This window comes from Cupriavidus sp. 05N38 (assembly GCF_056397345.1).
Genome location: NZ_JBFTNF010000098.1, coordinates 1 through 24,403 on the forward strand (window position 1 = coordinate 1; position 24,403 = coordinate 24,403).

The window sequence follows — 24,403 nt, forward strand, 5'->3', positions numbered from 1 at the left end:
TCCCGGTGCCGCGGCGCAGCCCGCGCCGGACGCCGATGCCGATCCGCCCGCGGCCCAGGCCGCCCCGCTCGTCAGCGCGCCCGGCAGCGCGCAGATGAGCTGGCAAGGCGCGCAGCAACTGAAGGTCGGCGACACGTTCACGCTGCAGCTGTCGATGCAGTCCGCGCGCCCGGTCACCAGCGTGCCAGTCGCGATCACGTTCGACGACAAGGTCTTCGAGGCGGGCGGCGTGGTCGAGGGGGGGTTCCTGCGACAGGGCGGCGCGCAGACCAGCTTCACCAGCAAGGTCGATGGCGCGGGCCAGCTGCTCATCACCGGCACGCGCACCGACAGCAGCGGCGCCAGCGGCAGCGGCAACTTCGCCAGCATCAACTTCCGCGCGCTGGCCCCGACCAATGCATCGGCCATCCAGCTGCTCACCACCGCGCCGGTGGGGCTCAAGGGCAGCGCGATCTCCGCGCGCGCACCGGCGCCGCATGTGGTGCAGGTACAGCCGTGAAAGCGCCGGCCAACGCCCGCCCGAGCCCGCCGCCGCGCGGCGCGGCGTCTGCGCGCGGCTTCACGCTGATCGAGTTGCTGGTCACGCTGGCGATTCTGGGCGTGCTGGCCACCATCGCGCTGCCGCTGGCGCAGGTGAGCGTGCAGCGCGCCAAGGAGCAGGAGCTGCGGCGCGCGCTGCGCGATATCCGCACCGCCATCGACGCGTACAAGCGCGCCAGCGACGAAGGCCGCATCCCGAAGATGGCGGGGACCACGGGATACCCGAAGAACCTGGAGATCCTGGCCGAGGGCGTGCTCGACCAGCGCAGCCCGACCCGCAGCAAGATGTACTTCCTGCGCAGGGTGCCGCGCGACCCGCTGGCGGCAGACACGTCCGGCCCGGAATCCGCGGCCTGGGGCAAGCGCAGCTATGCGAGCGAGCCCGACGCGCCGCAGGAAGGCGACGACATCTACGACGTCTACACCCGCTCGGGCCAGACCGGCCTGAACGGCGTGCCTTACAGGAAATGGTGACGAACGATGGACGCGCGGCCGCTGCTTTTCCCCCGCCTACCCTGCCCGCGCCTCGCTCGCCCTGCCCGCGGCTTCACGCTGGTGGAGCTGCTGGTGGTGCTGGCCATCGTCGCGCTGCTGCTGACGCTGGCGGTGCCGCGCTACTTCCACAGCATCGACATCGCGCGCGAGACGGTGCTCGTCGATAACCTGGCGACCGCGCGCGCCACCATCGACAAGTTCTATGGCGACACGGGGCGGTATCCGGAATCGCTCGAGGAACTGGTCGAGAAAAAATACCTCCGCACGCTGCCGTTCGACCCAGTCGCCAGGAGCAGCAGCGGATGGACCATCGTGCCGCCGGAAGATGCCAGCAAGGGCCGCGTCTACGACCTGCGCAGCAGCGCGCCCGGCAGCGGCGCCGGCAACGTGCCCTTCTCCCAGCGCTAGCCATGGCGGCCCGGCACTTCAGGCAAGCCAGGAACGCCAGGCGCGCACGCGGCTTCGGCTATATTGGGCTGATCCTGATGGTCGCCGTGATCGGCGTCGCCGGGGCGGCCACGCTGCAGCTCGGCGCGGTGGCGCAGCGCCGCGCCGCCGAGGAGGAACTGCTGTCGATCGGCACCGAGTTCCGCGAGGCCTTCATCAGCTACGCCAATGCGACTCCGCCTGGCCAGCCGCGCACGCCGCCGAGCCTGCAGGCGCTGCTGAAGGACCCGCGCTATCCGACGCCGCGCCGCCACCTGCGCAAGCTCTATGTGGACCCGCTGACGGGCGAGGAGGCCTGGGGCATGGTGCAGGCGGTGCCGGGGCCCGGCATCATGGGCGTCTACAGCCTGGCGACCGGCCGGCCGATCAAGATCGGCAACTTCGAGCTGCGCTTCCAGGATTTCGAAGGCAAGGCGTCGTACCAGGAATGGAAATTCATGGTGCCGCCCGAGGCCATCGCACCCGCGGCCGCCGCCGTTCGCGGCGCCGTGGCGCCGCAGCCCCCGCGCTTCTGAGGTCGGGCCGATGCCTGCCGCAGCCGCCGTCTTGGCGAGGCGCAGCGTACGTCCACGCCCGCGCCCGCGGTCACTGCGCCGCGGTCATTGCGCGACGGCAGGCTGCGCCACGCCGAGCCCCGGCGCGACATCTGGAGCGCCCGGCGGCGCAAGCAGGTCTTCCAGGAAGAAGGCCGCCAGGTGGTGGCGCCCGTCGAGGCCGGCCTTCGCATAGATATTGGTCGCGTGCTGCCTGACGGTCTTGCTGCGGCTCTCGCGCACGGCGGCGATCTCGTCGAGGGTCAGGCCCTTGATCAGCAGCAGGGCGATGTCCTTCTCCGCCTGCGTGAGCCGCCATTTCTCGAATTGCTCCTGTATCTGCTGCAGGAAATGATGCGTCGACTGGCGCGCCGGCTTGTCGCGCTCGGCGATCGCGCGGTCGTGCGCGCGCGAGAGCGTCTGCAACTCCAGCAGGCGATTGCCGGCACGTTGCCGGTCGCGGTAGAGCATGATCAATATCCACAGGAAGACCCCCGTGGCGACCGCCTCGGCGACGCAGTGCACGGCGCCGCCCGATTGGTAGAGCTGGGCCAGGTCCCACACCTGGTACACCGGGAAAAAGCCCAGCAGCGCCAGCAGCCGGGCCGACATGTGATCTCGATTCATCTGGCACCCTCCCCCCTCCGCGCGTCGCGGAGCTTCCCCCAAAACCGCTATGGCGACGGCACGGGTTCCGGTCGAATTATTGGCATTGCCGGGTCCGTGTTCGCATGACTGCCAGCAACTTCTGCGCACAGTCCACGTGGCGTCGATTCTACAGGGCATATAGCCGATAGGGTCATCGCGTAGTCAGGACGTTTGCCGGAAGCGAAAGTGCGTTGGAAAAAAGTAGATTGGGAACCGATGTCACTGCGTGCCGCACGCCAGGCGCATGACAGCGGCAACCCAACAGCGGTACAGGAGAGGCACAGATGGAATCCGGACAACGCGACGCCTCACCGGCATTGCAAGCCCTGGACGAGGCGCGCGACCGCGGGCACGACGCCACGCCACTGGTGCAGTCCATGCGCGCGGCGGAGGCCAGCACGCTCAGTCCCGCGTTGCTGGCACGGGCGTGCAGCGAAATCGCCGCGCGGGACCTCGCGCCGACGCTGGCCCGCGCAGCCGTGCTTGCGCTGGCGTGGCAAGCCGGCGACCGCCACCGGACCTCGGAAGCGCTGTGCCGGCTGCTGCTGGCGACAGGACTGCGGCTCCCGCTTTCCACGTTCAAGGCGGCGATCTACGAACTGGCGGACATCGGCCTGTTGCGACGCGTCTCGGTGAGCCGGCGCAATGTGTTGTCCCATCACTACGAGCCAAACGACCAGCCCGCACACGAGCATCTGTTCTGCGAACGGTGCCAGCGTATCGAAGATGTCCACGACGACGCGCTGCTCGACCTGCAGCGCCGCATGCTCGAAACGAAAGGCCTGCGGCCCGCGGCGGTCCGTGGCGCGTTGCTCGGCACCTGCCGGCAGTGCTCGGAGGGCAACGCGCCAGCGCCGGAACCGGTGGCGGCCGAGGGCGCCTGACTGCAAAACCGGCGGGCGCAGAAAATAAGAAGGAAGGCGGAAAGGAAAGCGGGACGGAAGGCAGGAAGGGAGACGGCAGCGCAGCCCGCGGGACTACAGCCGCGGTCGCTGCCCGGGAAACACTGGCCCGCCCTAGAGGACTCGAACCTCTGACCGCTCGCTTAGAAGGCGAGTGCTCTATCCAGCTGAGCTAAGGGCGGATCGCGGGACGCCGCGGCGATGCGCTGCCGGGCCCGGTGCGAAGGCCGGTATTCTACATCAGCCGCGCGCCGCGTCACATATGGCCAGGCGCCGCAATGCGCCGGAATGCATCACGAGGCCTGGGAGATCCGCATGCGTGGCGCTGCCGGCATCCCGGCGTGGCGGTCGGTCGGCTGCGTGGCGACACAGTTGCGCCCCATGTGCTTGGCGTCGTAGAGCGCATTGTCGGCCCGGCGCATGAGGTCGTCGGCGCCCTCGCCGGGCAGCCGCTCGGCCATGCCGATGCTGACCGTATAGGGAATCGCATCCGGCTCCGACGGACACGGCGTGGTGCGCACCAGGGTGTTCAGGCGCAGGCTGAGTGCGCGGCCCTGCTCGAGCGAGGTGTCAGGCATCACGATGCCGAACTCCTCCCCGCCCAGGCGGCCGGCGAAATCGCCGGCACGCAGCGTCTTGCGCAACAGGCCGCTGAAGTGGCGCAGCACGCTGTCGCCGGCCAGGTGCCCGTAGAGATCGTTGATCGCCTTGAAATGATCGAGGTCGATGAACGCGACCGCCAGCGGGCGCTGGTGCCGGTCAGCCTGCTGGCAGGCTTCTTCCAGCGCCGCCCAGTAGGGGCCGCGCGACAGCACGTCCGTCAAGTCGTCATAGCTGGCGCGGTGCTCGAGGCGGCGGCGCAGGCGGTCGTGGGCCATCAGCGCGAAACTGACCGACAGGCTGACGATGCCGAACGCCTGCAGGACGGTGAAGGTTTCCTGCGGCGCGCGCCTGGGCAGCAGCAGGCCGGCGGGCACCAGGGTCAGGTCGGCTGCCTGGTAGAGACCGATGCCGGCACAGCCGACGGCGATCAGGCCAAGCGAAAGCGCCGCCAGGCGGCCGGTGCCGCGCCTGGCGGGCACCTGTGGCGCCACCACGCGCAGCAAGGCCAGCGGAAGATAGATATTGGCAAGCGCGAACACGAGCGCGGGGCCGGCCGGGGGCGCTCCCTGCAGTTCGAAGTAGAGCGTGGTGCCCAGCACCGCCAGGTTCAGCATGCACAGCGAAGCCGCGCCCCCGGACCTGTCAAAGAAGCGGCGGGCGCCATACACCATCAGCGCCAGCGCCGCCGTCATGACGACATCGACCAGGCTGAGGATCGGCCATTCCGGCAGATAGCCCTGTGCGGCGAGCAGCGCGGTGGCTGCCGTCACCAGCAACTCGCCAGCCACCCAGGCGCCGAGGCCGGCGCGGCCGATGCCCGGCGTGCGCCGCAGCACGGCGAACACCACCGCCATCTGCAGCCCGAAAAGACCCGCGACCAGCACACTGACCTGCGACTGAAACATGATTTCCCCGTCCAACTTGGCAGGCGGCGCCACAGCGCGCCGCCTCGCGCCCCCGGGACCCGCAGCCCAGGGGTTTGCGCCATTCTTTCTTCTGAACTCCGGGCCGCCCGCGTGCGCCCCGGCGACCTGGGGCTCGGCCCCGCAACTGCTGTGAGGGCACGCTCGTACTTCCGCACTCTTGTCATCATGCTCACGCCAGTCCGCCGGCAGCCCGCCTGCCCTCGCGCCTGACCGGGCGCGGGGCGTGGCCGCCGAAGTGTGCGGATTATGTCAGCGCTCGCGACCAAGTCAAGCGCGCCATCGCCCTTCCTGCAGGGGGCATCGACCGCACCGCGGCGGCGCCCGGCGGCAACTCAGGCGCGCACTAAACTAACGTTTGACCCCCGGGGCCCAGCCGGGCTACAATTCGCCGCTTCGGGGCGTAGCGCAGCCTGGTAGCGCATCTGATTTGGGATCAGAGGGTCGCATGTTCGAATCATGTCGCCCCGACCAGTTTTAGTAAATGAGATCAAAGGCTTAGACCATCAGGTCTAAGCCTTTTTTTCGTCTTGTCCCGGACCGGCTCCGGTCGGGTTCCGACCCGTCCACACGCGAATGACACGAAACGGCCCTGGAAAGAAGCCCGCGGGCTCGCCCCGCCTGTGACGCGCCCGCATTGCCACGAACACGGGATGCCTCGCATGCCACAAGGACGGACACCGGCCCGGGGCGCAACCGCAAACCGCCCGCGCCACTTTTCATTCCGCCACCAGCCCGGTCGCGCACTTTTTCCCTGCTTTTCCTGCCGTTCGGCGGGTTCGGGCACCGACCCGCGCAGGGCGCGCAGCGACGCCGGCGCGGCGTCGCCGTGGTATAATCGCGCGTTAGCCCGGGGTGAATGCAGCATGCCCTGTAACCGGGCGCCCCTGCCCGATGCCGCGGTTGAATAACGGCACAGTGCCGGCGAGCCACCGGAAACATCGTGTCCGCGCATTGCCCCACACCTATCACGGTAGCACGGCCGCTTTGGCATGGGCCGCAACCGGCAAGGCAATCAGCCGGGCTCTGACGCGCCCCCTGGCGATTCCCTAACGTGGACCATGTTTGCACGTGCAGTCGCCGTGCCGGTCCGGGTCAGCTTGCCTCCCGCAACTTTTCGGCGCAACCAAGCAAGCCGGCGCTTGTCACTGCTGGCACCCGGGCCTCGCGGAAACGCCCGCAGCAAGCGGCATCCGCCTCACCGGATTTACCGACATTCATGCAGCCCCGGCTGCCCTAAAGGAAACAGATTGGCTAAGGAAGAACTTATTGAATTTGGCGGCGTTGTCTCGGAAGCCCTCCCCGACAATCGTTACCGCGTAACGCTGGAAAACGGCGTGGAAATCTGGGCCTATGCCTCGGGCAAGATGCAGAAGCACCGCATCCGCATTCTGGCCGGTGACCGCGTGACGCTGGAAATGTCGCCCTATGACCTGACCAAGGGCCGCATCAACTTCCGCCACAAAGCCTGATTTTTTCCAGCGTCCGCCGCACTGGCGGGTGCTGCGCCTGACCGCATTCCGAGGGCACCGCGCAACACGGACCTGCCCCGGGATGCATCGTGCCGCCGCGACCTGGATGTGCCGGAATCCCGGCACGCGGGACTCGGGCGGCACTGGCACCAGCCTCTCGCAGCATTCCCTGGCCGGTATCCCTGCCCTTATTCCCCGCCCTGATTCCTGCCCCGCCGCACGCGCCTGCCGCATGCCCGCCCCGTCACATGTCTGTCACGCCGGCTTGCGATGCTCGCAAATGCATGCCCGGTGCATGCCCGGTGCATGCCCGGTGTTTGCCCGCCTTGCACGCCGGTACGCGCATTGCCATACTCGTGACGTACTTTCCTTCGTTTCCAACCATTTCCTGCGCAAGTTTTCCGCTTCCATGAACCTGATCCTGTGGCGCCACGCTGAAGCCGAGGAACTGCCCGCCGCACTTGGCCTGACCCGCAATGCCGACCTGCAGCGCCCGCTGACCCGCCGTGGCCACAAGCAGGCCGATGCGTCCGCGGCCTGGCTGCGCGCCCACCTGCCGGCCGGCGCGCGCGTGGTGTGCAGTCCCGCCCTGCGCACACGCGAAACCGCCGCCGCCCTGCGCGAGAACGCGGAAATCCTGCCCGACCTGGCGCCCGGCGCGGACGTCAGCGCGGTGCTGGCGGCCATCGACTGGCCTCAGGGCGCCGAGCATATCGTGGTGGTCGGACACCAGCCCTGGATCGGTCGCATGGCCAGCCTCCTGCTGGCCGGATCGGAAATGAACTGGAGCGTGCGCAAGAGCGGGATATGGTGGCTGTCCGGGCGTACGCGCGAAAGCGAATCGCAAGTGGTGCTGCGCGCGGTGATCAATCCCGAGTTCCTCTAGCCTTGTAGCCTTGTAGCCCACCGGCCCCGCAGCGGCTCCGGCGTTCGTCCGCGAGCGCGTCACCGCACGCCGGACCGCCCACGCTGCGTTGCACAGTCACCGAACCGTCACGACCGCTTCACGGCACTGTCACCTGCCCTATCTACATTCGACCGCAACAGTTTCGTCACCGAAAGGACATACTGATGCGAGAGCTCCCGACGCCCACCCAGCCGCTGTTCGATTCCTTGCCCAATGGCCAAGCCGGCCATTCGGCGCGGAGGCGTCTTCATCGCCCGCCACCTGCACAAGCACATGCCCAAGGGCATGAACAGCCTGCTTTCAGCGTGGCGTGGGCGCGCCACCAAGACGAAGTAGTCGAGGCGCAGCGCCTGCGCTACAAGGTCTTCGCCGAGGAAATGGGCGCCCGCCTGAACCCGTCCACGCCCGAACTCGACGTCGACATGTTCGACGCCTATTGCGACCACCTGATCGTGCGCGACCTCGCCACGCTGAAGGTCGTCGGCACCTACCGCGTGATGGCGCCGCACCAGGCCAAGCGCATCGGCTGCCTGTACGCCGAATCGGAATTCGATCTCGTGCGCCTGGCCCACCTCAAGCCCAAGATGGTCGAGCTGGGCCGCTCGTGCGTGCACCGCGACTACCGCTCGGGCAGCGTGATCATGGCGTTGTGGGGCGGCCTGGGCGAGTACCTGCAGCGCTGGGGCATCGAGTCGATGCTGGGCTGCGCCAGCGTGCCGATGAGCGACGGCGGCCACTATGCGGCCAGCCTGTACCGCGTGTTTGCCGAACGCGCGCTGGCGCCGATCGAATACCACGCGTTCCCGCGCCTGGCCCTGCCGATCGATGAACTGAACCAGACGCTGGACGTGGAGCCGCCCGCGCTGATCAAGGGCTACCTGCGGCTTGGCGCCCGCATCTGCGGCATGCCGGCATGGGACCCCGACTTCAACGTGGCGGACTTCCTCACGCTGCTGCGCGTCAACGACATGAACCCCCGCTACGCGCGCCACTTCCTTGGCCTGAATCGCGGCGCCTGAGCCTGGCAGCACCCGCGCGGACGGCCGCCGTTCGCGCCTGCCGGGCCACCAGCCCGCAGGTGGCTGCGGGCGGCTCCCGGCCGCCCCCTTCCCCGCTCAGCCGTACACTACCTTGTAGCGCTTGCCGATGCGCTCCCACTCGTCGGCCTCCTGCGCCAGGCTGTATTCGACCAGCGGATTGGCCTCGATCCAGGCCTTGGGCAGGCGCACTTCGAAGCCTTCGTTCAGCGCATCCGAGCGCTGGCCCACGGCGATTTCCGGCAGCGGCTCGTCGGCGCGGCGCCGGCACAGCACGAAGGCCAGGCGCAGGCTGAACAGCATGCGCCAGTCCACGAACTTGCCGCTACCCGACAGCTTGCCCAGCTTGCCGGCATGGCCGAGCAGCAGCGTAGACAGGCGCGCCTGGTCGGTCTTCGAGAAGCCCGGCATGTCGGCATGCGTGGCGATATACGCCGAGTGCTTGTGATAGCCGCTGTGCGAGATGGTCATGCCGATCTCGTGCAGCCCCGCGGCCCAGCCCAGCAGCGCCAGGTTGTCGTCGCGGCGTTCGTTGCGCGGCTCCGGAAACTGCGCCAGCAGGCCCAGCGCCGCCGACTGCACGCGCTGCGCCTGGGCGCGGTCGACACCATAGCGCCGCATGAACTGGTCCACGGTGATCGTGCGCATGTCTTCGTGGTGCGTACGGCCCAGCAGGTCGTACAACACGCCGAGGCGCAGCGCGCCGTCGGTGACGTCCATGCGCTCGATGTCGAGTTCGGCGAACACGCCAAGCATGATCGAGAGCCCGCCCGGCAGCACCGGGATGCGATCCGCCTTGAGCCCCACCAGCTTCACGCGGTTGGTGTTCTCGGCCTTGACCAGCGCCCGCTTGAGGCGCTCGAGCCCTTCGCGCGTGATGCCGTGCTCCGCCGGGTTGTCGTTCATGCCGTTGAGCTCGATCAGCTCGGCCAGCGCGCGCGCCGTGCCCGACGAGCCCACTGCCTGCTGCCAGCCGGCGGCGCGGTACTGGCGCACCAGCACCTGGATCTCGCGGCGCGCGGCCAGCTCGGCCTGCTTCATCGCGTATTCGTCGACGTTGCCGCTGGGGAAGAATTGCCGGCTATGCGAGACGCAGCCGATATAGAGGCTCTCCATCAACTTGGACCCATAGCCGCTGCCGATGATGAACTCGGTGGAACCGCCGCCGATGTCCACCACCAGACGGTTGCCCGCGCAGGCCGGTGCATCGTGCGACGCGCCCAGGTAGATCAGCCGCGCTTCTTCGCGCCCGGCGATCACTTCGATGGGGAATCCCAGCGCGCTCTCGGCCTCGATCAGGAACTCCGAGGCGTTCTTGGCCACGCGCAGCGTATTGGTGGCCACCGCGCGCACATGGTCGGCCGAGAAATCGCGCAGGCGGTCGCCGAAGCGCCGCAGGGCGTCGATGCCGCGCCGGCGAGCCGGCTGGTCGAGGTATTTGTCGGGTGTGAGGCCTGCCGCCAGCCGCACCGGCTCGCGCAGCGCATCGACCTGGAAGATCTGGCTCGCCGTCCCGGAAGCGGTCTGGCTCTCGTCCACCCTCCCGATCATCAGGCGAAAGCTGTTGGAGCCCATGTCGACGGCGGCCAGCAAGCGTGGAGTTTGGTTCATCGCTGTAGGGAATCTGGATAAGCGCCGCAACGCGCGGCACAGTTAGCGGTATCTGGGGCACGATGCGCCCGGAGACAGAAAATATGTCTCTTTCATGTCCGCATCATGACAAAATCACTTTGTCATCAATTTGACATGATTCTATGAAAAAGTCGCCGCATTACCAAAAGAAGGTCATGCCAATGTCGACAAGCCCACCCGGCACGCTGCTCAACCGCGAACTGGGCATTCTGGAATTCAACGCGCGCGTGATGGCGCAGGCCGCTGACCCCAAGGTGCCGCTGCTGGAGCGGCTCAAGTTCATCTGCATCGTTTCAAGCAATCTGGACGAGTTCTTCGAGATCCGCATGGCCGGGCTGAAGGAGCAGATGCGCGACAACCCGTCCGGCATCACGCCCGACGGCCTGTCCCTGCAGCAGGCCTACCAGGTCGTCACCGAGCGTGTGCAAAAGCTCGTGGCCATGCAGTATGACATGCTGCAGAACGTGATTTTCCCCCTGCTCGAAAAGGAAGGCGTGTTCTTCCACCTGGCCTCGACCTGGAACGAGGCACAGCGCGACTGGGCACGCGGCTTTTTCCTGCGCGAACTGGGCCCGGTACTGACGCCGATCGCGCTCGACCCCGCCCACCCGTTCCCGCGCGTGCTCAACAAGAGCCTGAACTTCGTCATCGAGCTGTCGGGCAAGGACGCCTTCGGCCGCGAGGCCGACCTCGCCATCGTGCAGGCCCCGCGCGCGCTGCCGCGCATGGTGCGCATGCCCGAAGACCTGTCGGGCTACTCCTACGGCTTCGTGCTGCTGTCGTCCTTCATGCAAGGCTTCGTGCACGAGCTGTTCCCCGCCATCAAGGTCAACGGCTGCTACCAGTTCCGCGTGACCCGCAACTCCGACCTGTTCGTCTCCGAGGACGATATCACCGACCTGCGCGAAGCATTGCAGGGCGAGCTTCCCGCACGCCACTTCGGCGACACCGTGCGGCTGGAGATTTCATCCGACACACCGCCGGCGATCGCCCGCCGCCTGCTGCTCGAATCCGGGCTCGGCGAGCAGGACGTCTACCGTGTGAGCGGCCCGGTCAACCTGGTGCGGCTGATGCAGATCCCCGACCTGGTCGACCGCCCTGCCCTCAAGTACCCGCCGCACGTGCCGGCGCCGGTCAAGGTGTTCGTGCCGGGCACGCCGATGTTCGATGCGATCCGCCAGCACGACGTGCTGCTGCACCATCCCTACGAAAGCTTCAGCTCGGTGCTGGACCTGCTGCAGCAGGCCGCCGTCGATCCCGCCGTGGTGGCGATCAAGCAGACGGTCTACCGCACCGGCAACGAATCGCCGGTCATGGAAGCCCTGATGACCGCGGCGCGCAACGGCAAGGAAGTCACGGTCGTGGTGGAACTGCTGGCGCGCTTCGACGAAGAGACCAACATCAACTGGGCCGAGCGGCTCGAATCCGCCGGCGCGCATGTGGTCTACGGCGTGGTGGGCCACAAGTGCCACGCCAAGATGCTGCTGATCGTGCGGCGTGAACTGGCGAGCGCCAAGAGCAAGCAGTTCAAGCTGCGCCGCTACGCCCACCTCGGCACCGGCAACTACCACCCGCGCACCGCGCGGCTGTACACGGACTTCGGCCTGCTGACCGCCGACGAGCAGATCTGCGAAGACGTGCAGCATGTCTTCCAGCTGCTCACCGGCACCGCGGGCACCATCCGCCTGAACCACCTGTGGCAGTCGCCCTTCACCATGCACAGCAACCTGGTGGAGCATATCCGCGCCGAGGCCCGCAACGCCCGCGCCGGCAAGCGCGCGCGCGTCATCGCCAAGATGAACGCGCTACTGGAGCCCTCCATCATCGACGAGCTGTACAAGGCCTCGCGCGCCGGCGTGAAGATCGACCTGATCGTGCGCGGCGTCTGCGCGCTGCGGCCCGGCGTGCCGGGCCTGTCGGAGAACATCTCGGTGCGCTCCGTCGTCGGGCGCTTCCTGGAGCACCATCGCGTCTACTACTTCCTCGCCGACGGCGCCGAGGTGACCTACCTGTCCAGCGCGGACTGGATGGACCGCAACCTGTTCCGCCGCGTGGAAGTGGCGTTCCCGGTGCTGGACAAGGCACTCAAGGCGCGCGTGATCAAGGAAAGCCTGCGCGTGCACCTGGACGACAACGCCTCGGCGTGGATCATGCAGCCCGACGGAAGCTACATCCGCAAGCACACCAAGTCCAAGCAGCCGCACGTCAGCCAGAACGAGCTGCTGGCGATGTTCGCCGCCGCCTGAGGCCCGCGCGCCGGCGCGCAAGGATGGCCGCCGCGCGTGCGGGCAACCCGGCCAACCGATGCGGGGAGCGGGCCGCCGACCGGGAGCGCCACGAACCAGCCGGCGCTGCGCCGCGCGTTCGGCAGCCGCTCCGGCAATCCTTCGACACTCCCTTCGACACTCCTCCGGCGGGGCCCCGCCGCGGCACTTCAGGCCGCTTTCTGCGGATGGCCGTCGTGCGGGTCCGGCTGCGATTGTCCCGGCGTGGAATCGACGGGCACATGCCCGCTGCGATCGGTCGGGAACACCACGCGGAACACGCTGCCACGCCCCACTTCGCTGGTGATGCGCAGGTCGGCGTGGTGGCGCGACAGCACATGCTTGACGATGGCAAGGCCCAGGCCCGTGCCGCCGGTGTCGCGCGAGCGGCTGCGGTCCACGCGGTAGAAACGCTCGGTCAGGCGCGGTATATGGTCTGCGGCGATGCCCAGGCCCGTGTCGCTCACCGAGAAGCTGGCGTGCTCGTTCTCGTAGGTCAGCCGGACGCCGATGCGGCCGCCCTCGGGCGTGTAGCGCACGGCATTCGACACCAGGTTGCCGAAGGCGGAAAGCAGCTCGCTCTCGGCACCGCGGATCAGCACCTGCGGATCGATCTGCACGGTGATCTGGTGACGGCCCTGCGACAGCGCCTCGGCATCGTGCAACAGGTGCGCCGCCAGCGCAGCCATGTCGACGCGCTCCTGGCTGGGCGGCTGGGCATCGCTCTCCAGCTTGGCCAGCACCAGCAGGTCTTCGACCAGGTGCTGCATGCGCATCGACTGCACCAGCATCATGTCCAGGTAGCGGTTGCGGTCCTGCTCCGATACCGGCAGGTCGCGCACCGTTTCGAGAAAGCCGGTCAGCACGGTCAGCGGCGTCTTCAGTTCATGCGAGACATTGGCGACGAAGTCGCGCCGCATCGCCTCGGTGTTCTCCAGCTTGGTGATGTCGTTGGTCAGGACCAGCTTGCGGTTCTCGCCGTAGGGCAGGATCTGCACCGCGATCACGCTGCGCTTGTGCTCGCCCAGGTCGCGCATCAGCAGCGGATCGTCGAAGCGCTGCAAGGTCAGGTACTGCACGAATTCGGGACGGCGGATCAGGTGGGTGATGCGCTGGCGCACATCGCGCCGCGCGTTGAGACCGAAATGCTGCTCGGCCACGTCGTTGCACCATTCGATCTGGTCGGCGTCATCGAGCATCAGCACGCCGTTGGGCGAGGCCTGGATGGCCTGGATGAAGCGCGTGTGCTGCCGCTCCACCTGCAGCACCTGGGTGCGCCAGCGCTTGACTAGGCGGTGCAGGCGGTAATACACCTCGCCCCACAGCCCGAGCGCGCTGGGAATCTCACCATAGGCAGGCGCGTCCAGCACTTTCCACAGGCGATTGATCTGGTACAGGTAGTAAAGCAGCAGCCCGAACAGCGCGGCGCACAGGAAGGCCAGCGCCGGCACCGGGCCGGAGAAGAGAAACAGCCCGGCCGAAGCCAGGGCCAGGATGATCAGGATGGCCGCCGAACGGGCCCAGATGACGTTCATGAAGGCGAGAGAAGGTCAGGCAGGCGGCAGGACCGCGCGAGATGCGGTGGAGTGTGACACGAAACGGGCAACAGGCGCGTGGCAGGCTGGCGAATCCGGCATGGCGGGCCGCCGGATGCGTCCGTCATGCCGGCGCGCCGGCCGCGCCGTCATCGGGATGCTGCCGCCACGGAGGAACCACGGCTGCGCAGGCGCGGCGCGCTCGCCGTCAATGACTGGGGCCGCGCGCCAGGCGGTAGCCACTGCCCCGCACCGTCTCGATCATATTGCTGTAGCCGCCGGGCGTGAGCGCGGCGCGCAGGCGCTTGATGTGTACGTCGACGGTACGCTCCTCGACGAATACGTGATCGCCCCATACCTGGTCAAGCAGTTGCGACCGGCTGTGCACGCGCTCCGGGTGCGTCATCAGGAAGTGCAGCAGGCGGAACTCGGTCGGGCCGAGGTCGAGCTTGAGCATGCCCGACTCGTCGTGGCCGGTGACGCGGTGCGTGGCCGGGTCCAGGCGCAGGCCGTTGATGGCGACCACGTCGTCGGTCAGCTGCGGCGCACGGCGGCGCAGCACCGCCTTGATGCGCGCCAGCAGTTCCTTCGGCGAGAACGGCTTGGTGACGTAGTCGTCGGCGCCGRCCTCGAGTCCGAGCACCTTGTCCTGCTCTTCGCTGCGCGCGGTGAGCATGATGATCGGGATCTGCTTGGTGCGGTCGTTGCCGCGCAGTTCCTTGGCGAAGGTTGCCCCCGACTTGCCCGGAAGCATCCAGTCGAGCAGGACCAGGTCGGGCAGCACGTCGCTCATCAGCGACAATGCCTGCTCGGCGTTGTAGGCCCGGATCGGATAGTGTCCGGCGTGTTGCAGGTTGACCGCGATCAGTTCGGCGATCGCCGGTTCGTCTTCGACGACAAGAATGCTGCTTGGCATGTATTTTCTCTCCGCAGTGGCGCTGTTTAACTCAGCGCTTCGCGCTCCATGTCCTCACGCGAGGCGTGGCGCACGTCGGTTCCCTTGACGATGTAGATGATGAATTCGGCGATGTTCTTGGCATGGTCGCCGATACGCTCGATCGCCTTGGCGATAAAGAGGAAGTCCAGCGCGACCGAGATGGTACGCGGGTCTTCCATCATGTAGGTGATGAGCTTGCGCACGAAGGCCCGGAATTCGTCGTCGATGGCCTTGTCGTCCTTGACGATGCGGGCCGCGGCCACGGTGTCCAGGCGCGCGAACGCGTCCAGCGCCTGGCGCAGCAGCGCGATGGCGAGATCGCCGGAGAGCTTCACCTCGGAATAGTTGATCTGGTGCGCGCCGGCATCCTCCATGATGTGCTTGGTGCGCTTGGCGATCTTCTCCGCCTCGTCGCCGGCGCGCTCGAGGTTGGTGATCGTCTTGGAGATCGCCATCACCAGGCGCAGGTCGCGCGCGGTGGGCTGGCGGCGCGCGATGATGTTGCCACAGTCGGCGTCGATCTCGAGTTCCAGCGCGTTGAGGTGGTGCTCGCGCGCCATCACCTGGTCCGCCAGGGCGGCGTCGAATTCCGAAAGCGCCCGCATGGCGGTCTCGATCTGCGACTCGACCAGCCCGCCCATCTGCAGCAGCTTCGTGCTGATGGCGTTGAGGTCGGCGTCGAATTGGGTCGACAGATGCTTGTCAGACATATTGTTCTCCTGGCCGCTGATCTTGCAAATCCTGCAAATTTTGCGCAAATTCCGCTGGAGCCGTTACTCGTATGCTAAGCGCTATGCGCGCCGCGCTCAATCAGCCGAAACGGCCGGTGATGTAGTCTTCCGTTTCCTTGCGGTGCGGCTTGATGAAGATCTTCTCCGTCTCGCCGAACTCGATCAGCTCGCCCAGGTACATGTAGGCGGTGTAGTCCGAGCAGCGCGCGGCCTGCTGCATATTGTGCGTGACGATCACCACCGTGTAGTCGTCCTTCAGCTCGGCGATCAGTTCTTCGATGCGCCCGGTCGAGATCGGGTCCAGCGCCGAGCACGGCTCGTCGAGCAGCAGCACCTCGGGGCGGATGGCRATGCCGCGCGCGATGCACAGGCGCTGCTGCTGGCCGCCCGACAGGCCGTAGCCCGACTGGTTGAGCTTGTCCTTGACTTCGTTCCACAGCGCGGCCTTGGACAGCGCCCACTCCACGCGGTCGTCCATCTCCGAGCGCGACAGCTTCTCGAACAGGCGCACGCCGAAAGCGATATTGTCGTAGATCGACATGGGGAACGGCGTCGGCTTCTGGAACACCATGCCGACCTTGGCGCGCAGCAGGGCGATGTCCTGCTTGGCGGTCAGCAGGTTGTCGCCGTCCATGTTGATCTCGCCCTCGGCGCGTTGCTCCGGATAGAGCGCGTACATCTTGTTGAAGGTACGCAGCAGGGTCGACTTGCCGCAGCCGGACGGGCCGATGAAGGCCGTCACCTTGCGCTCGGGGATCGACATGTTCACATTCTTCAGCGCGTGGAACTGGCCGTAGAAGAAGTTCAGGTTGCGCACGTCGATCTTGGCGCGGGTCGTGTCGGGAATGTCGATGACGGTCGAGGTCATGCTCGTCTCTCGCAGGAAATTTTCAGGTTGCCGGTTCGGGCGTATTTGGCGCTATGGGCAGTACGGGCGATATTGGCCGCCGCTGACTTCTCGCGCTTATTTCTTGAACAGCATGCGCGCCACGATATTGAGCGCCAGCACTCCGATGGTGATCAGGAACACGCCGGCCCACGCCAGTTGCTGCCATTCCACGAACGGGCTCATGGCGAAGCGGAAGATCGTCACCGGCAGGTTCGCCATCGGCTTGTTCAGGTCGCTGGTCCAGAACTGGTTGGACARGGCCGTGAASAGCAGYGGCGCGGTCTCGCCGGCGATRCGSGCCACCGCCAGCAGCACGCCCGTGACGATGCCCGCATACGACGACTTCACCGTGATCGACAGCACCATCTTCCACTTGGGCGTGCCCAGCGCGAAGGCGGCCTCGCGCAGCGCGTTGGGCACCAGGTTCAGCATGTTTTCCGTGGTGCGCACCACGATCGGCACCTGCAGCAGCGCCAGCGCGCACACGCCGGCCCAGCCTGAGAAATGGCCCATGCGGGTCACCACCAGCGCGTAGACGAACAGGCCGATCACGATCGACGGTGCCGACAGCAGGATGTCGTTGATAAAGCGGGTGAAGCTGGCCAGGGGCGATTTCTTGCCGTACTCGGCCAGGTAGATGCCGGCCAGGATACCCAGCGGCGTGCCGCACAGCGTCGCCAGGCCAACCATCACGAAGCTGCCGTAGATGGCATTGACCAGGCCGCCGCCGGCGGTGTTCGGCGCCGGCGTCATCTGCGTGAACAGGTCCATCGACAGGCCGCCCACGCCCAGCGTGACGGTGGTCCAGAGGATCCACGCCAGCCAGAACAGGCCGAAGCCCATGGCGCCCAGCGACGCGGTCAGGGCATAGACATTGGTGCGGCGGCGGCGCGCCTGCAGGCGCGCGCGCATCGCGTCCGCATCCTGGCGCACGGCCGGGATCGTCGAGGAGGTAGAAGACATCGTGGCTTGGCTCATTTCGCGCCCTCGTTCTTGGCCAGGCGCAGCAGCAGGATCTTGGACAGCGCGAGGACCACGAAAGTGATGAAGAACAGGATCAGGCCAAGCTCCATCAGCGCGGCCGTGTGCAGGCCCGCGCCGGCTTCGGCGAACTCGTTGGCCAGCGCCGAGGTGATGCTGTTGCCGGGCGAGAACAGCGAGGGGTTGTCCAGCCGGTTGGTGTTGCCGATCACGAAGGTGACGGCCATGGTTTCGCCCAGCGCGCGGCCAAGGCCGAGCATCACGCCGCCGATCACGCCGGCGCGGGTGTAGGGCAGCACCACGCGCCACATCACTTCCCATGTGGTGCAGCCGACACCGTAGGCCGATTCCTTTAGCAGCACCGGGGTCACCTCGAAGACATCGCGCATCACCGACGCGATGTAGGGAATGATCATGATGGCCAGGATCACGCCGGCGCACAGCAGGCCGATGCCCAGCGGCGCACCCTGGAACAGCTTGCCGACCAGCGGCAGTTGCCCGACCGTGGCGGCCAGCGGCTTCTGGAAGTACTCGCCGAAGATCGGCGCGAACACCAGCAGGCCCCACATGCCGTAGACGATCGACGGCACTGCGGCCAGCAGTTCGATGGCCGTGCCGAGCGGGCGGCGCAACCATGCCGGGGACAGCTCGGTGAGGAACAGTGCGATGCCGAAACTGATGGGCACCGCGATAATCAGGGCGATCAGCGACGTGACGATGGTGCCGTAGATCGGCACTAGCGCGCCGTAGACGTCCGCGGGTGGATCCCACTCGGCGGTCCACAGGAAGCGCAGGCCGAAGGTCTGGATGGACGGCCAGGCGCTGATCGCGAGCGACACGATGATGCCGCCCAGCAGCAGCAAGGTCACGATGGCGGCGCCGCGCGTCAGGCCACCGAACAGGATGTCACCGGTACGGCTGGGCGGCCGTACTGCGGATAGATCGGATGTAGTCGCCATGATGAGGTATTGGGTTCGTTTAGGTGGCGGGTCGCCGGCTGCTCCCGCCGCCGCAGCCGGCAGGCCCTGCCCTGCGTCGCGGTTGCCAGGATCCGTGCCCTGAATGCGCGTATCGGGTATTCGGTACTTCTATGCTGCTGTACTGCGTGTCATGCGGTGCTGCGGTGCTGCCGTACTGCCTGGCCGTGCCGGGGCAGTGCCTTCCGGCGCCCCCGCACGCCCAGCCCTTCATCAGTTGTACAGCGCCTTGCCCGAACCGTCCTTCACCGAGGTCTTCCAGGTGGCACGGATCTGGTTCACGACGCTTTCCGGCAGCGGCACGTAGTCCAGGTCGCTGGCCATGCCGGCACCGCTCTTGTAGGCCCAGTCGAAGAACTTCAGCACTTCGGCGCCCTGCGCTGCCTTTTCCTGGCTCTTGTGCACCAGGATGAAGGTCGCGCCCGCGATCGGCCATGCGGTCTTGCCCGGCTGGTTGGTCAGGATCTGGTAGTAGGTCTTGGTCCAGTCTGCGCCCGCGGCGGCGGCCTTGAAGCCGTCGTCACCCGGCTGCACCACCGCACCCGAAGCATTCTTCATGTTCAGGTGGGTCATCTTGTTCTGCTTGGCGTAGGCGTACTCGACATAGCCGATGGCGCCGTTCAGCCGCTGCACGAAGGCGGCCACGCCTTCATTGCCCTTGCCGCCCGTGCCACCACCCGGCCAGTTGACGGTGGTGCCTTCGCCGACCGAATTCTTCCAGTCCGGGCTGACCTTGGTCAGATAGTTGGTGAAGATGAAGGTGGTGCCCGAACCGTCGGCGCGGCGCACCGGCAGGATGTCCTGGTTCGGCAGCTTGGCGTGCGGGTTCAGCGCCTTGATGGCGGCGTCGTCCCACTTCTTGATCTTGCCCAGATAGATGTTGGCCAGCACTTCGCCGGTGATGGTCAGTTCGCCCGGCTTGATGCCTTGCAGGTTGATCACCGGCACCACGCCGCCGATCACCGTCGGGAACTGCACCAGGCCTTGCTTGACCAGTTCCTCGTCCTTCAGGGGCGCGTCCGAAGCACCGAAGTCGACGGTCTTGGCGCCGATCTGCTTGATGCCGCCGGACGAGCCGATGGATTGATAGTTGACCTTGTTACCCGTTGCCTTTTGGTATGCATCGGCCCACTTGGAATACACGGGCGCCGGGAAGGAAGCGCCAGCACCGGTAATTTCCGCCGCGAACGCAGTGCCCGCCACCACCAACGACACGATGCCTGCTACGGCAGTCTTGACCAGCTTCATATGTCCTCCAGAGACATGGTTGGGGAATGACAATTTTTTGACACGTCGAACTGTATGCCCCGTCTGTGACAATTCCATGACATCACGAAATCTTCTTGCAAGTCGGCCGCAAGTCTCCTGGCGATGGCGCGGGGAGGACGACGAACGCCGCCCAGGAGAGCATCACGAATCACAAGAAGTGCGCAATCTTGCCGGCGGAGGAACCTGGGTGCCGGGCAGCATCGGCGCGCCTTCCCGGCCGTTAATTGCGACCCCGGAAACAACAAAGGCCGGGTTCTCACCCGGCCTCGTCACCAATCACCCGATTCAGCTAACGCCCTGCCTGCTCCGGCAAACGCCCGGCAGTTCCGCAGCGCTGGCTGCCCTCGCCGTCAGGCGCGCAGCGAATCCGCAAGCGTCTGCGCTGCCCGCTCCGCGGTCTCGACCTGCTCGGCCTCGACCATCACGCGCACCACCGGCTCGGTTCCCGAAGCACGGATCAGCACGCGGCCCTTGCCCTCGAGCTGGGGCTCGATGGCGGCGCGCGCGGCGCTCAGGCCGGCGTGGGACTGCCAGTCGAAGCCCTTCTCCACGCGCACATTGATCAGCGTCTGCGGGAACAGCGAAACGCCCTCCAGCAACTGCGCCAGGGTCTTGCCGCTGCGGCGCAGCGCTGCGAGCACCTGCAGGGCGGAGACGATGCCGTCGCCGGTGGTGTGCCGGTCCAGGCACAGCAGGTGGCCGGAGCCTTCGCCGCCCAGCACCCACTTGCGCTTGTTCAGCTCTTCCAGCACGTAGCGGTCGCCCACCTTGGCCCGCACGAACTCCACCCCCTGGCGCTTGAGGGCCAGTTCGACCGCCATATTGGTCATGAGCGTGCCGACCGCGCCTTCCACCTTCTGGCCGGCTCGCAGGCGGTCCTGCACCATCAGATAGAGCAGTTCGTCCCCGTTGAACAGTCGGCCGTCGCGGTCCACCACCTGCAGGCGGTCGGCATCGCCGTCGAAGGCCAGGCCAAGATCCGCGCCGTTGGCCTTGACCGCCTCGATCAGCTTCTGGGGGGCGGTAGCGCCGTAGCCGGCATTGATGTTGCGCCCGTCGGGCTGGTTGCCGATCGAGACCACGTCCGCGCCCAGTTCATGGAAGACGTGCGGCGCGATGTGGTAGGCGGCGCCATGGGCACAATCCACCACCAGCTTGAGCTTGTGCAGGTCCTGCTCGTAGGGGAACGTGCTCTTGCAGAACTCGATATAGCGGCCGGCGGCATCCTCGATGCGGCGGGCGCGGCCGAGGTCGTCGGAGCGCACGCACACCATCGGCTCTTCCAGCGCATCCTCGATGGCCTGCTCCACCGCATCGGGCAGCTTGTCGCCATCGGCGGAGAAGAACTTGATGCCGTTGTCGTAGTAGGGATTGTGGCTGGCCGAGATCACCACGCCGGCCGACAGGCGCAGCGCGCGCGTCAGATAGGCCACGCCAGGCGTGGGCAGCGGGCCGGTCAGCAGCACGTTGACCCCGGCCGAGGTAAAGCCGGCTTCCAGCGCCGCTTCCAGCATATAGCCGGAAATGCGCGTGTCCTTGCCGATCAGGACGGTCGGACGGCTCTGCTCCTGCTGCCGGGCCCCGTGGGCCAGCACCATGCCGGCCGCATAGCCCAGGCGCATCACGAAATCGGGCGTGATGGGCGCCTCGCCGACCCTGCCGCGCACGCCGTCCGTGCCGAAATACTTGCGTGTCATAAGCTCTTTCTCCCGTTGTTCTGTCTTGCGATGCCGACTTGTACTAGCTGGCATCCGCGCAAAGCGATTCATGCCGGATCGCCCACCATGTCTTGAGGGCGTCGACGGTTTGCTCCACATCGTGCACGCGCACGATATATGCACCGCGCTCCACCGCACAGACCGCCGCGGCCAGGCTGGCGGCGACACGCTGCTGCGGCGGCCGGCCGCCCAGGATGGCGCCCAGCGTCGACTTGCGCGACAAGCCTACCAGCAACGGCAGCCCCTCTACCGCCACTTGCCGCAGCCGGCCCAGCAACTGCAGATTATGATCCGGCGTCTTGCCGAAGCCAAAGCCCGGATCGAGGGTGATACGGGCGTCGTCGACGCCGGCGGCGCGCAGCGCGCCCACCCGCTCGCCCAGGAAATCCGTCACCTCGCGGACCACGTCGTCGTAGCGGGGCTGTTCCTGCATGGTCTGCGGGTCGCGTTGCATATGCATGACACACAGCCCGGCCTGCCCGGCCGCCGCTTCGCTGACGGCCTCGAGCGCGCCCGGCATGCGAAAGCCCCAGATATCGTTGATCAGGTCCGCGCCCGCGGCCAGCGCGGCACGCATGACTTCAGGCTTGTAGGTGTCGATCGACAAAGGCCGGCCGCAATCGCGCAGCGCCTCCACCATCGGCAGCACGCGCTCGAGCTCCTGGTCCAGCGGCAATGCAGCCGAGCCGGGCCGGCTTGATTCGCCGCCGATATCGATGATGTCCACGCCCTCGGCGATCATGCGCTCGGCATGGCGCAGCGCCGCGTCGCGCCCGGCATGCTGGCCGCCATCGGAGAACGAGTCGGGCGTGACGTTGAGGATGCCCATTACCAGCGGGCGACGGTCGAGCGCGAAGCGGTAGCGCCCGCACTGGAAATACGAATCAGCGGAGATCGACGACAAGATAGGAAAACCAGGAAACACCAGGGAAGCGGGACCAGCCGCGGCATCGCCGCAGCAATGAAAAAGCCGGCGCACAGGGCGCCGGCTTCAGGCTCGGTAGGCAGCAGGGCAAAAGACCGCGCCCGTTGCTGGCGAGCCGGCCGTTCAGGCCGTGGCAGGCGTGGTGGCAGGAGCCACCGGCGAACCGCCCGACGGGGTGTTACCACCACCGTTCTGGCCGGACGCACCGCGCGGCGGGCGCGGCGGCTTGCCCGCCATGATGTCGTTGACCTGGTCGGCGTCGATGGTTTCCCACTCCATCAGCGCGGTCGTCATGGCTTCGACCTTGTCGCGGTTCTCTTCGAGCAGGCGCTTGGCCAGCGCGTACTGGTCATCGACGATGCGGCGGATCTCCGAAYCGACCTTCTGCTGCGTGGCTTCCGACACGGTCTTCGAGGACATCTTGCCGAACATGCCGTCCTGCTCGGTATCCACGTAGACCATCGTGCCCAGCGTATCGCTCATGCCGAAGCGGGTGACCATGTCGCGCGCGGTCTTGGTGGCGCGCTCGAAGTCGTTGGAAGCACCGGTGCTCATGGCGTTGAGGAAAACCTCTTCCGCCGCGCGGCCGCCAAACAGGATGGCGATCTCGTCGAGCATGTTGTCCTTGTACTTCGAGTACTTGTCATGCTCCGGCAGCTGCCAGGTCACGCCCAGCGCCCAGCCGCGCGGCATGATGGTGACCTTGTGCACCGGATCCGCCTTGGGCAGCAGCTTCGCCACCACCGCATGGCCAGACTCGTGGTACGCCGTCGCGCGACGTTCTTCCTCGCGCATGACCGTGGACTTGCGCTCCGGACCCATGTAGATCTTGTCCTTGGCGTCCTCGAAGTCCTGCATGTCGACCACGCGCTTGCTGCGGCGTGCGGCAAACAGCGCGGCCTCGTTGACCAGGTTGGCCAGGTCGGCGCCCGAGAAGCCCGGCGTGCCGCGCGCGATCACCGACGCGTCGACGTCGTTGCCGATCGGCACCTTGCGCATATGGACCTTGAGGATCTGCTCGCGGCCGCGGATGTCCGGCAGGCCAACGTAGACCTGGCGGTCGAAACGGCCCGGACGCAGCAGCGCCTTGTCCAGCACGTCGGAACGGTTGGTCGCGGCGATCACGATCACGCCGGAGTTGGCCTCGAAGCCGTCCATCTCGACCAGCATCTGGTTGAGAGTCTGCTCGCGCTCGTCGTTGCCGCCGCCCATGCCGGCGCCGCGATGACGGCCGACCGCGTCGATTTCATCGATGAACACGATGCAGGGTGCCTGCTTCTTGGCGTTCTCGAACATGTCGCGCACGCGGGCCGCGCCCACGCCGACGAACATTTCAACGAAGTCCGAACCGGAGATGCTGAAGAACGGCACCTTGGCCTCGCCGGCGATGGCGCGCGCCAGCAGCGTCTTGCCGGTGCCCGGAGGGCCGACCAGCAGCACGCCGCGCGGGATGCGCCCGCCCAGCTTCTGGAATTTCTGGGGATCCTTGAGGAAGTCCACCAGCTCGACCACTTCTTCCTTGGATTCGTCGCAGCCGGCGACGTCCTGGAAAGTGACCGCGTTCTGGTTTTCGTCGATCAGGCGCGCACGCGATTTGCCGAAGGAGAAGGCGCCGCCTTTGCCGCCGCCCTGCATCTGCCGCATCATGTAGAACCAGAACACGATGATCAGCAGGGTCGGCCCGAGGTAGTACAGGGCCTGCACCAGCACGTTGGGTTCGTCGTCGGCCTTGCCGGTCACCTGGACACCGTACTTCATCAGGTCGCCGACCATCCAGATGTCGCCCGGCGAGATGATGGTGTACTTCTGCCCTTCCTTGGGCGTGACCACCAGATTACGGCCTTGCACGTCGACGCGGCCCACCTTGCCGTTCTTGGCATCATCCATGAACTGCGAATAGGTGACGCCTTCCTGCGCGCGGGGCTTGTCGAACTGCTTGAAGACGGTAAACAACACCAGCGCGATCACGAGCCAGATTGCCGCCTTTTGAAACAGGTTGTTATTCAAGGCCAAACTCCTTTACGAACGCCTTGCCAAC

At 66.7% G+C, this 24,403-nt stretch carries 22 protein-coding genes and 2 tRNA genes; 10 read left to right on the forward strand and 14 right to left on the reverse strand.

The genetic code is table 11. From position 1 onward, the window contains the following. The 4 genes from AC1DK4_RS37710 to AC1DK4_RS37725 form a co-directional block, all read left to right on the forward strand. Positions 1-499: cohesin domain-containing protein (locus AC1DK4_RS37710; protein ID WP_477132154.1), on the forward strand; the 499-nt coding region annotated here is incomplete at its 5' end. Then, positions 496-1,014 (forward strand): type II secretion system protein, encoded by a 519-nt coding sequence (locus AC1DK4_RS37715; RefSeq protein WP_441618311.1) that lies wholly within the window; start codon positions 496-498, stop codon positions 1,012-1,014. The genes AC1DK4_RS37710 and AC1DK4_RS37715, both read left to right, overlap by 4 nt. A 6-nt stretch (positions 1,015-1,020) precedes the next feature. Beyond that, complete coding sequence (locus AC1DK4_RS37720; RefSeq protein ID WP_441618309.1) at positions 1,021-1,443, forward strand: type II secretion system protein; 423 nt, start codon at positions 1,021-1,023, stop codon at positions 1,441-1,443. Between the two features lie 2 nt (positions 1,444-1,445). Further along, positions 1,446-1,997 (forward strand): type II secretion system protein, encoded by a 552-nt coding sequence (locus AC1DK4_RS37725; RefSeq protein WP_441618307.1) that lies wholly within the window; start codon positions 1,446-1,448, stop codon positions 1,995-1,997. Positions 1,998-2,081: 84 nt separating this feature from the next. On the opposite strand, the gene AC1DK4_RS37730 is transcribed toward AC1DK4_RS37725, so the two are convergent. Beyond that, a complete protein-coding gene (locus AC1DK4_RS37730) occupies positions 2,082-2,642 on the reverse strand; it encodes a helix-turn-helix transcriptional regulator (RefSeq protein ID WP_441618305.1) in 561 nt (186 codons plus the stop codon). Between the two features lie 305 nt (positions 2,643-2,947). Between AC1DK4_RS37730 and AC1DK4_RS37735 the strand changes: the two genes are divergently transcribed. Continuing rightward, positions 2,948-3,547 (forward strand): Fur family transcriptional regulator, encoded by a 600-nt coding sequence (locus AC1DK4_RS37735; RefSeq protein WP_441618303.1) that lies wholly within the window; start codon positions 2,948-2,950, stop codon positions 3,545-3,547. 123 nt (positions 3,548-3,670) lie between these two features. Here AC1DK4_RS37735 and AC1DK4_RS37740 read toward each other — a convergent pair. Both AC1DK4_RS37740 and AC1DK4_RS37745 read right to left on the reverse strand, forming a co-directional pair. Beyond that, positions 3,671-3,747, reverse strand: a tRNA-Arg gene (locus tag AC1DK4_RS37740). Positions 3,748-3,858: 111 nt separating this feature from the next. Further along, positions 3,859-5,073 carry a GGDEF domain-containing protein gene (locus AC1DK4_RS37745; protein ID WP_441618301.1) on the reverse strand — a complete coding sequence of 405 codons (1,215 nt, stop codon included), beginning with the start codon at positions 5,071-5,073 and terminating at the stop codon, positions 3,859-3,861. A gap of 415 nt (positions 5,074-5,488) precedes the next feature. Here AC1DK4_RS37745 and AC1DK4_RS37750 point away from each other — a divergent pair. The 4 genes from AC1DK4_RS37750 (at position 5,489) to AC1DK4_RS37765 (ending at position 8,489) form a co-directional block, all read left to right on the forward strand. Continuing rightward, positions 5,489-5,565: transfer RNA gene (locus AC1DK4_RS37750), tRNA-Pro, on the forward strand. A 776-nt stretch (positions 5,566-6,341) separates the two neighbouring features. Next, a complete protein-coding gene (gene infA / locus AC1DK4_RS37755) occupies positions 6,342-6,563 on the forward strand; it encodes a translation initiation factor IF-1 (RefSeq protein WP_017230249.1) in 222 nt (73 codons plus the stop codon). 409 nt (positions 6,564-6,972) lie between these two features. Next, positions 6,973-7,449, forward strand: a complete 477-nt coding sequence (locus AC1DK4_RS37760) for a SixA phosphatase family protein (RefSeq protein WP_441618299.1) — start codon at positions 6,973-6,975, stop codon at positions 7,447-7,449. A gap of 185 nt (positions 7,450-7,634) precedes the next feature. Then, positions 7,635-8,489 carry a GNAT family N-acetyltransferase gene (locus AC1DK4_RS37765; protein WP_441618297.1) on the forward strand — a complete coding sequence of 285 codons (855 nt, stop codon included), beginning with the start codon at positions 7,635-7,637 and terminating at the stop codon, positions 8,487-8,489. A 96-nt stretch (positions 8,490-8,585) separates the two neighbouring features. Here the strand turns inward: AC1DK4_RS37765 and ppx are convergent, their stop codons facing one another. Beyond that, complete coding sequence (ppx, locus tag AC1DK4_RS37770) at positions 8,586-10,118, reverse strand: exopolyphosphatase (RefSeq protein WP_441618295.1); 1,533 nt, start codon at positions 10,116-10,118, stop codon at positions 8,586-8,588. Between the two features lie 143 nt (positions 10,119-10,261). Here ppx and ppk1 point away from each other — a divergent pair, with 143 nt between their 5' ends. After that, positions 10,262-12,385, forward strand: a complete 2,124-nt coding sequence (gene ppk1 / locus AC1DK4_RS37775; protein ID WP_441618293.1) for a polyphosphate kinase 1 — start codon at positions 10,262-10,264, stop codon at positions 12,383-12,385. 188 nt (positions 12,386-12,573) lie between these two features. On the opposite strand, the gene phoR is transcribed toward ppk1, so the two are convergent. The 10 genes from phoR to ftsH form a co-directional block, all read right to left on the reverse strand. Continuing rightward, a complete protein-coding gene (gene phoR, locus AC1DK4_RS37780; protein ID WP_441618291.1) occupies positions 12,574-13,938 on the reverse strand; it encodes a phosphate regulon sensor histidine kinase PhoR in 1,365 nt (454 codons plus the stop codon). 208 nt (positions 13,939-14,146) lie between these two features. Next, entirely contained in the window at positions 14,147-14,854 is a 708-nt protein-coding gene (gene phoB, locus AC1DK4_RS37785; protein WP_477132155.1) for a phosphate regulon transcriptional regulator PhoB, read from the reverse strand. Positions 14,855-14,880: 26 nt separating this feature from the next. Further along, a complete protein-coding gene (phoU, locus tag AC1DK4_RS37790; protein ID WP_441618287.1) occupies positions 14,881-15,585 on the reverse strand; it encodes a phosphate signaling complex protein PhoU in 705 nt (234 codons plus the stop codon). 100 nt (positions 15,586-15,685) lie between these two features. Continuing rightward, positions 15,686-16,474 (reverse strand): phosphate ABC transporter ATP-binding protein PstB, encoded by a 789-nt coding sequence (pstB, locus tag AC1DK4_RS37795; protein ID WP_441618285.1) that lies wholly within the window; start codon positions 16,472-16,474, stop codon positions 15,686-15,688. Between the two features lie 96 nt (positions 16,475-16,570). After that, complete coding sequence (gene pstA, locus AC1DK4_RS37800; protein WP_441618283.1) at positions 16,571-17,458, reverse strand: phosphate ABC transporter permease PstA; 888 nt, start codon at positions 17,456-17,458, stop codon at positions 16,571-16,573. Between the two features lie 11 nt (positions 17,459-17,469). Continuing rightward, entirely contained in the window at positions 17,470-18,435 is a 966-nt protein-coding gene (gene pstC / locus AC1DK4_RS37805; RefSeq protein ID WP_441618281.1) for a phosphate ABC transporter permease PstC, read from the reverse strand. 231 nt (positions 18,436-18,666) lie between these two features. Next, entirely contained in the window at positions 18,667-19,701 is a 1,035-nt protein-coding gene (gene pstS, locus AC1DK4_RS37810; protein ID WP_441618279.1) for a phosphate ABC transporter substrate-binding protein PstS, read from the reverse strand. Between the two features lie 371 nt (positions 19,702-20,072). Next, on the reverse strand, positions 20,073-21,419 hold the full coding sequence (gene glmM / locus AC1DK4_RS37815) for a phosphoglucosamine mutase (RefSeq protein WP_441618277.1): 1,347 nt from the start codon (positions 21,417-21,419) through the stop codon (positions 20,073-20,075). 43 nt (positions 21,420-21,462) lie between these two features. After that, entirely contained in the window at positions 21,463-22,269 is an 807-nt protein-coding gene (folP, locus tag AC1DK4_RS37820; RefSeq protein ID WP_441618393.1) for a dihydropteroate synthase, read from the reverse strand. A 219-nt stretch (positions 22,270-22,488) separates the two neighbouring features. After that, complete coding sequence (gene ftsH / locus AC1DK4_RS37825) at positions 22,489-24,372, reverse strand: ATP-dependent zinc metalloprotease FtsH (RefSeq protein WP_477132156.1); 1,884 nt, start codon at positions 24,370-24,372, stop codon at positions 22,489-22,491. Positions 24,373-24,403 lie beyond the last annotated feature (31 nt).